Annotated in this window: 3 protein-coding genes; all 3 read left to right on the forward strand. The window is 40.1% G+C overall.

The window, feature by feature from the left end; genetic code table 11:
- Positions 1-3,695: hypothetical protein (locus tag A6733_RS09010; RefSeq protein WP_242641600.1), on the forward strand; the 3,695-nt coding region annotated here is incomplete at its 5' end.
- A gap of 140 nt (positions 3,696-3,835) precedes the next feature.
- On the forward strand, positions 3,836-8,368 hold the full coding sequence (locus A6733_RS05745; RefSeq protein ID WP_092460651.1) for a hypothetical protein: 4,533 nt from the start codon (positions 3,836-3,838) through the stop codon (positions 8,366-8,368).
- Positions 8,369-9,086: 718 nt separating this feature from the next.
- A partial coding sequence (locus A6733_RS05750) for a hypothetical protein (RefSeq protein WP_141663468.1) occupies positions 9,087-9,916 on the forward strand: 830 nt, incomplete at its 3' end.

A 9,916-nucleotide genomic window follows, 5' to 3' on the forward strand; every position in this document is an offset into this window, starting at 1 on the left:
GGTTGTTAGATTTTTTATCGGTACTAGATGGTGCTATTAGTAGCAGGGTGAAATCTATTTTTAACTCTTGTTGGAGTGAAGTTTCTGTTTCTCTAGAAGAGGGAGTTTTGAATGCTGTTAGTTGCAAAGATCTTGTAGATGTTATGGACACTGCCGGCATTCCTCAACTGGCATTATCGGCGGTGATAGCAACCAATGCAAGACGTGAAAGAAGTAAAGTAACTGCTAAATGTACGACATCAGAAATCAGTGTTATTCCTCCATTGGTATTGTCGGCGATGATAGCGGCTAGCGCAGAACGTGAAAGAAGTAAAGGCACTGCTAAATGCACGACATCAGAAACTAGTGTTACAGGACTTACGCGTCCATTACCTTCCAGTTCTCAATCATTATCACTTCAGTCTAACCTTGGGTTATCACCTCATGCCCTCTCTCAATCTGAGTCACAGTTATGGTCTTCTTTGGCATTAATGGAGGCTCCTGGTACATCTTCTGAAGGTGGATCTTCTTCTAATAAATGTGTTGATTTATTGGGTGTTAAGTTACATCCTGATAGTGCTAAATTAGTTCTTCAGCTCTTTTATGACATTGATAGATCTTTCAGAATTTCTTTCTCGCATTCGATACGAGGCTACATCTTAGAGACTTTGGGTAGTAAACTTTCGGTGGTTGAGAAAGCTATCTGGTGCAAAACCTATAGGGAACAGCATCTATATAGATTTATGCATAGGTCCATTTGTATATATCATTCTAAGCATCGTCCTAGATTTGTACGTGCTCTTGATGATGTTCGAGTATTATCAAGTTCCTCTGATTGTAGATTAGTTCAATTAATTGGTGGTGAGTTACTAAGTTTTTTATCAGAACTAGATTGCGTTGTTCATAAGACGGTGGAGTATATATTTGATTCGTTATGGGATAAAATAACTGGCACAGTTTTTGCCGAACTAGAAGATGGATCATTGAGTGATGTTGGTTGTGGAGATTTTATTAGAGTCCTCGATGTTGCTGGTATTCCTGTAGTAGCATTTTCAATTGCTCAAGTATATAACAAAAAAAATGCTCAGGTACGTGCGAAAAGACGTGTGATAAGTGAGAGTGGGACATCAGAGGCTAGTAGTAAACTCGTGAAGGGTGAGGGGTCAGTTTCGGGTGTTTTTAATTCACAGGGTGTTATGCTGTCTCCTAAGGGTGTTCAAGTAATTAAAGGTCTCTTTTTTAAGGTGGATGCATTTGCTAGACGTACTTACAAGAGTATGGTGGCCAAGCAGCTACCATCAGATTTGAGTAGCAAACTTACTGTAACTGGACGGGCCATTTGGTATTTGACCTATAAGGTGATGTGTGAAGGTAGTTTGGTATTCAAGTGCCTCGGTAAATATCATTATAAGCACCGCCCTAATTTTATACGCGCTCTTCCTAGCATTCAAGTATTGTCTGATTCCGCTGACCATAGTACAGAGCCATTAGCTGGAGATAGGTTGTTAGATTTTTTATCGGTACTAGATGGTGCTATTAGTAGCAGAGTGAAATCTATTTTTAACTCTTGTTGGAGTGAAGTTTCTGTTTCTCTAGAAGAGGGAGTCTTGAATGCTGTTAGTTGCAAAGATCTTATAGATGTTCTAGACACTGCCGGCATTCCTCATTTAGCATTATCGGAAATAGCAAACAATGCATGGCGTGAAAGAATTAAAGGCACTGATAAATGTACAACATCAGAAATTAATGTTATTCCTCCATTGGTACTGTCGGCAATGATAGCAGCCAACGCAGAACGTGAAAGAAATAAAGGCATTGGTAAATGTACGACATCAGAAATTAATGTTACAGGTCTTATGCATTCTTTGTCTTCCGGTTATCAATCTGAGTCACAATCAAGCTCTTCTTTGCCATTAATGGAGGCTCCTGGTACATCTTCTGAATTAATCCTATCTTCTTCTGTTATAGATTCTGATGATGTATCTTCTTCTAATAAATGTGTTGATTTGTTGGGAGCTAAGTTACATCCTGATAGTGCTAAATTAGTTCTTCAGCTTTTTTGTAACATTGATAAATCCTTAAGAAAGTCCTTCTCGCATTCGATGCGAGGCTACATCTTAGATGCTTTGGATAGTGAACTTTCGGTGATTGAGAAAGCTATCTGGTGCAAAACCTATAGGGAACAGCATTTACATAGATTTATGCATAGGTCCATTTGTATATATCATGCTAGATATCGTCCTAGCTTTATACGTGCTCTTGGTGGTGTTCGAGTATTATCAAGTTCCTCTGATTGTGGGTTAGTGCCATTAGTTGGAGTTGAGTTACTAAGTTTTTTATCAGAATTAGATTGCGTCGTTCATAAGATGGTGGAGTGTATATTTGATTCGTTATGGAATAAAACAACTGATGCAGTTTTTTACGAACTAGAAGATGGATCATTGAGTGATGTTAGTTGTGAAGATTTTACTAGAATCCTCGATGTTGTTGGTATTCCTGTGGTAGCATTTTCAATTACTCAAGTACATAATAAAAAAAATGCTCAAATACGTGCGAGAAGACGTGCGAGAAGACGTGCGATAAGTGAGAGTAAAACATCAGAGAGTAGTAGTAAACGCGTGAAGGGTAAGGGGGCAGTGATTGATACTGCCGATCTTACTCATTCTTCGGTTGCCTCTCTTTCGCAACTTCAGTCTCAGCCTGAATTAACTTTACAGCTCCAGATTCAACCTGAATCTTCTTTGACTCTTGTTACTGAGTCTGTTGCTATGCCAACTGTTTCTGATCAATCTGGTAGTGTATCTGTGACTGATGATATCTCTATTTCTGTAGTATTGCCTGGTGCTGAATCTCCTTCTGTTACTGAGTCTGTTGATATGCCAACTCTCTCTGGCGATTCTTTTTTGATCATTAGTGGGGATGTTTTAGTCTCGGTCGCGGAAGGTGCTGCTTCTGATTTGGTAGTTGAAGGTGAATTATCTGTTGAACCTTCATCTTCTTTTTCGTCTTTGCCTGCACCTGCACCTATATCTGATCTGGTAGTAGCCTCTGATATTTCCCCACCTTTGTCACCATCAGCTAAAGGGTTGGTCGCAGCTGATGGTGTTTCTGCGTCGATGGGGGCAGAGGATGATTCACTTTCTCCTCCTTCCTCACCTTCGATTGAACCTTCATCTTCATCTTCATCTTCATCTTTATGTTCATCTCCATCTTCGTCAGGATTGGATGCAGATATTTCCTTTTCTTCTTCCTCTCCAGAGTCACCCGTATTGACTGGAGATTCAGTAGGTGAATCAACTCCTGTGTCCTCATCTGAGCAGCCAATAGTGCCACTCTCTGTATCTGCTTCTGTCAGTAAATCTTTCATGGCAGCTAGTAGTAGTTCTTCTAGTTACCCTCATGGACCTAAAAAAGCATTTATTATGCAATCATTTGATGAGCCTTTTGAGGTGCCTATGAGTAGTGGTACCTCTGCTGGACCTTCCTCTTCTACACCTGTTGATATTGATAATGTTCCTCTAGTGGCCGCTGTTACCGATACTACTGCTCATGATGTGGGAGCGAGATTGGCAGCATTGCTGAATCGAGGGCTGCCACTTTCACCACCACCTGCCGGTGAATCTAGTGGGTCTAGAGGTGGTAGAGGAGGGTTATCTTCTTCACGTCACGGTGGTGTTCAGAGATCTAGAGGACGTAAAAGGAAAAGGAATAGTTAATTGCTAAGAATTGGTCTTACTTTCTTATTATTAGCATCACATAATTTTATGAGTTTGCCGTTAGCAGGGGTTTATTTTTTGTGCGGGTCGGCACTAAAAATAATATAGATGACAAATAATAGATGTAAAGAGAGCTTGTTATGTATCCTGTATCATCTGTAAGTGCTACTGCCTCTGGTGGTGATTCTGATAGTGAGGATGACGTTGGCACCAAGGGAGGAATTGTACAGGGTGGTGATTTGCGGCAAGTTGAGGTTACTACTTTACCTGCTGCTGTAGGTAATGGGGTGAGTAATAGGGGTAAGGGTAGAGCTCGAAATAGGAGGGGTGATAAGGGTAAAGCTCAAAATTTAAGACCTGTAGGAAGTAAAGTTACACCACCTGGAGATACGGGATCTTCTCTGCCTGTTACTAAAACTACTTCAACTACTGCTGATATTACTACAGCTAAGGGGGTGTTGCGTACTAGTAGTAAAGGCAAAGCTCCTGCTCTGAAACGTGGTACTTCTATTTCTTCTTCAGCTTTTACTATTGATTCGGATGTTTTGAATTCACTGGGTGTTATGCTATCTCCTGATGGTATTCGAGTAATTGAATGTCTCTTTTTTAAGATGGATGCGTTTGCTAGACGTACTTACAAGAGTATGGTAGCCAAGCAACTACCATCAGATGTGAGTAGCAAACTTACTATAACTGGACGGGTCATTTGGTACTTGACCTATAGGGTGATGTGTGAAGATAGTTTTTTATTCAAGTGCCTTGGTAAATATCATTATAAGCACCGCCCTACTTTTATACGCGCTCTTCCTAGTATTCGAGTATTGTCTGATTCCCCTGACTATAGTACAGCGCCATTATCTGGAGATAAGTTATTAGATTTTTTATCGGTACTAGATGGTGCTATTAGTAGCAAGTTGAAGTCTGTTTTTAATTCTTGTTGGAGTGAAGTTTCTGTTTCTCTAGAAGAGGAAGCCTTGAATGCTGTTAGTTGCAAGGATCTTGTAGATGTTCTAGACACCGCTGGCATTCCTCCATTGGCATTATCGGCAGTTATAGCAACCAATGCAAGACGTGAAATAAGTAAAGGCACTGATGAATGTACGACATCACAAATTAATGTCATTTCTCCATTGGTATCGTCGGCAATGATAGCAGCCAGCGCAGAACGTGAAAGAAATAAAGGCACTGCTAAATGTACGACATCAGAAACTAGTGTTACAGGCCTTACGCTTCCTTTGCCTTCCAGTTCTCAATCATTATCACTTCAGTCTAATTCTGGGTTGTCACCTCATGCCCTCTCCCAATCTGAGTCACAGTTAGGGTCTTCTTTGGCATTAATGGAGGCTCCTGGTACATCTTCTGAATTAATCCTACCTTCTTCTGTTGTAGATTCTGATGGTGTATCTTCTTCTAATAAATGTGTTGATTTATTGGGTGTTAAGTTACATCCTGATAGTGCTAAATTAGTTCTTCAGCTCCTTCATGACATTTATAAATCTTTCAAACATTCTTTCTCGCATTCGATACGAGGCTACATCTTAGAGACTTTGGGTAGTAAACTTTCGGTGGTTGAGAAAGTTATCTGGTGCAAAACCTATAGGGAACAGCATCTATATAGATTTATGCATAGGTCCATTTGTATATATCATTCTAAGCATCGTCCTAGATTTGTACGTGCTCTTGATGGTGTTCGAGTATTATCAAGTTCCTCTGATTGTAGATTAGTTCAATTAATTGGTGGTGAGTTACTAAGTTTTTTATCAGAACTAGATTGCGTCGTTCATAAGACGGTGGAGTATATATTTGATTCGTTATGGGATAAAATAACTGGTACAGTTTTTGCCGAACTAGAAGATGGATCATTGAGTGATGTTAGTTGTGGAGATTTTATTAGAGTCCTCGATGTTGCTGGTATTCCTGTGGTAGCATTTTCAATTCGTCAAGTTCGTGATAAAAAAAATGATCAGGTACGCACGAAAAGACGTGCAATAAGTGAGAGTAGGACATCAGAGAGTAGTGGTAGACGCGCGGAGGGTGAGGGGTCAGTTTCGGATGTTTTGAATTCACTGGGTGTTATGCTATCTCCTAAGGATATTCGAGTAATTAAAGGTCTCTTTTTTAAGATGGATGCATTTGCTAGACTTACTTACAAGAGTATGGTAGCCAAGCAACTACCATTGGGTGTGAGTGGCAAACTTACTGTGACTGGACGGGCTATTTGGTACTTGACCTATAAGGTGATGTGTGAAGATAGTTTTGTATTCAAGTGCCTCGGTAAATATCATTATAAGCACCGCCCTAGTTTTATACGCTCTCTTCCTAGAATTCAAGTATTGTCTGATTCCACTGACCATAGTACAGACCTATTAGCTGGAGATAGGTTGTTAGATTTTTTATCGGTACTAGATGGTGCTATTAGTAGCAGGGTGAAATCTATTTTTAACTCTTGTTGGAGTGAAGTTTCTGTTTCTCTAGAAGAGGGGGACTTGAATGCTGTTAGTTGCAAAGATCTTATAGATGTTCTAGACACTGCCGGCATTCCTCATTTGGCATTATCGGCAATGACAGCAACCAAGGCAAGACGTGGAAGAAGTAAAGGCACTGATAAATGTACGACATCAGAAATTAAGGTCATTCCTCCATTGGTACTGTCGGCAATGATAGCAGCCAGCGCAGAACGTGAAAGAAATAAAGGCATTGATGACTGTGCGACATCAGAAACTAGTGTTATAGGCCTTACGCGTCCTTTGCCTTCCAGTTCTCAATCATTATCACTTCAGTCTAACCCTGGGTTGTCACCTTTTGTCCTCTCTCAATCTGAGTCACAATTAGGATCTTCTTTGCCATTAATGGAGGCTCCTGGTACACCTTCTGAATTAATTCTACCTTCTCCTGTTGTAGATTCTGATGATGGATCTTCTTCTAATGAATGTGTTGATTTGCTGGGAGTTAAGTTACATCCTGATAGTGCTAAATTAGTTCTTCAGCTCCTCCATGACATTTATAGATCTTTCAAACATTCTTTCTTGCTTTCGATACGAGGATACATCCTAGAGACTTTGGGTGGTGGACTTTCGGTGATTGAGAAAGCTATCTGGTGCAAAACCTATAGGGAACAGCATCTATATAGATTTATGCATAGGTCCATTTGTATATATCATTCTAAGTATCGTCCTAGCTTTATACGTGCTCTTGATGGTGTTAGAGTACTATCAAGTTCTTCTGATTGTAGGTTAGTTCAATTAATTGGAGGTGAGTTACTAAGTTTTTTATCGGAATTAGATAGCGTCGTTCATAAGACGGTGGAGTGTATATTTGATTCGTTATGGAATAAAATAACTGATAAAGTTTTTGCCGAACTAGAAGATGGATCATTGAGTGATGTTAGTTGTGGGGATTTTATTAGAGTCCTCGATGTTGCTGGTATTCCTGTAGTAGCATTTTCAATTGCTCGAGTATATAACAAAAAAAATGCTCAGGTACGTGCGAAAAGACGTGCGATAAGTGAGAGTAAGACATCAGAGAGTAGTAGTAAACGCGTGAAGGGTAAGAAGGGGTCAGTGATTGATACTACTAATCTTACTCATTCTTCAGTTGCCTCTCTTTCACAACTTCAGTCTCAGCCTGAATTAACTTTACAGCTCCAGATTCAACCTGAATCTTCTTTGACTCTTGTTACTGAGTCTGTTGCTACTCCAACTGTTTCTGATCAATCTTGTAGTGTATCTGTGGCTGATACTATTTCTATTTCTGTAGTATTACCTGGTGCTGAATCTCCTTCTGTTACTGAGTCTGTTGCTATGCCAACTCTCTCTGGCGATTCTTTTTTGATAATTAGTGGGGATGTTTTAGTCTCGGTCGCGGAAGGTGTTGCTTCTGATTCGGTAGTTGGAGATGAATTATCTGTTGAACCTTCATCTTCTTTTTCACCTTTGCCTGCACCTGAATCTGATCTGGTAGTAGCCTCTGATATTCCTCCCCCTTTGTCACCATCAGCTAAAGAGTTGGTCGCAGTTGATACTGTTTATGCGTCTATGGGGGCAGAGGATGATTCACTTTCTCCTCCCTCTTCACCTTCGATTGAACCTTCATCTTCATCTTTATCTTTATCTTCATCTCCATCTTCGGCAGGATTAGATGCAGATATTTCCTTGTCTTCTTCCTCTCCAGAGTCACCCGTATTGACTGGAGAAATTGAATTAACTGCGGAAGGTGTTCTTTCTGCGTCGTTGGGAGCTTCAGTAGGTGAATCAACTGCTGTGTCCTCATCTGAGCAGCCAGTAGTTTCAATCCCTGTTTCTGCTTCTGTCAGTAAATCTTCCACGGCAGCTGGTAGTAGTTCTTCTAGGTACTCTTATGGACTTAAGAAAGCATTTATTATGCAATTAGTTGATGAGCCTTTTGAGGTGCCTATGAGTAGTGGCACCTCTGCTGGACCTTCCTCTTCTACACCTGTTGATATTGGTAATGTTCCGCTAGTGGCTGCTGTTACCGATACTACTGCTGATGATGTGGGAGCGAGATTGGCAGCATTGCTGAATCGAGGGCTGCCACCTTCACCACCACCTGCCGGTGAATCTAGTGGGTCTAGAGGTGGTAGAGGAGGGTCATCTTCTTCACGTCGCGGTGGTGTTCAGAGATCGAGAGGACGTAAAAGGAAAAGGAATAGTTAATTGCTAAGAATTGGTCTTACTTTCTTATTATTAGCATCACGTGATTTTTCATTTGTGAATTTTTTATTTTATGCATAATTTATCCTAGTTTAACGAAGGAATAATTCATAACAAAATTGTATACCGGGAGATACATTAGGAGTTCGGTTGCATGCGATGCACGATTGTTAAGTTTGTATGGTTTTTGTACCAAATATAGTGGTATTGTATGTCATGTAGCGTGGGTGTATGTCACGTAAGTTGTAGTGCATGTAAGTGCCGTATTTGTGTCATGTTAGTTGATGGTTAACTGCCGTACTGTTTGTCCTTGTCCTTGTTTGTGTTGCTTGAATTTGTTTTGCTATTTTTAATGTAGGACATTTGTTCTATTTTTGGTTAGACAATGGCGGCGCTATGTCTGCATGTTGGTGCATGTTTATGCAATTAATGGTTATTTGTATGTAAATTTTTGTTTTTAATCTATATACAAGCGAGTATTGCGGGCGAGGTGGTGTTTTTACTGTGTATGTGATAATTCGTCTGCGTTGATTGAAGTATAATAACTTGAGGCACAGTAGTGATAATGTACGACTTTGTCTCTGATTAAGTTCCTATTTGTGGTGCTGAGTGCATTTGGTTGTTGGACTGTACTTACTTCTCTTTTTTCTGTAGTGTTTGTGTGTGGGTCGATACTAAAAATAATATAGATGACAAATAATAAATGTAAAGAGAGCTTGTTATGTATCCTGTATCATCTGTAACTAGTGGTGCTACTGCCTCTAATGGTGATCCTGATAATGAGGATGATGGTGGCACCAAGGGAGGAACTGTACAGGGTGATGATTTGCAGCAAGTTAAGGTTACTACTTTACCTGCTTCTGTAGGTAAAGGGGTGAGTAATAGGGGTAAGGGTAAGGATCAAAATCTGAGATCTGTATTTGTTAAATCGCTTTTTTGTAGAGATCAACCTGGTAACGTGTCTGCTACTAGTGCTGTCTCTACAGTTGTAACACCACCTGAAGATAAGGGGGTGTTGCGTACTAGTAGTAAAGGCAAAGCTCCTGCTCTGAAACGTGGTACTTCTATTTCTTCTTCAGCTTTTACTATTGATTCGGATGTTTTGAATTCGATGGGTGTTATGCTATCTCCTGATGCTGTTCGAGTAATTGAATGTCTCTTTTTTAAGATGGATGCTTTTGCTAGACGTACTTACAAGAGTATGGTAGCCAAGCAACTACCATCAGATGTGAGTGGCAAACTTACTATAACTGGACGGGCCATTTGGTACTTGACCTATAAGGTGATGTGTGAAGATAGTTTTTTATTCAAGTGCCTTGGTAAGTATCATTATAAGCACCGCCCTAATTTTATACGCGCTCTTCCTAGCATTCAAGTATTGTCTGATTCCACTGACCATAGTACAGAGCCATTAGCTGGAGATAGGTTGTTAGATTTTTTATCGGTACTAGATGGTGCTATTAGTAGCAGGGTGAAATCTATTTTTAACTCTTGTTGGAGTGAAGTTTCTGTTTCTCTAGAAGAGGGAGTTTTGAATGCTGTTAGTTGCAA

The organism is Candidatus Ichthyocystis sparus (assembly GCF_900078745.1).
Lineage (GTDB): Bacteria > Pseudomonadota > Gammaproteobacteria > Burkholderiales > 2013Ark19i > Ichthyocystis > Ichthyocystis sparus.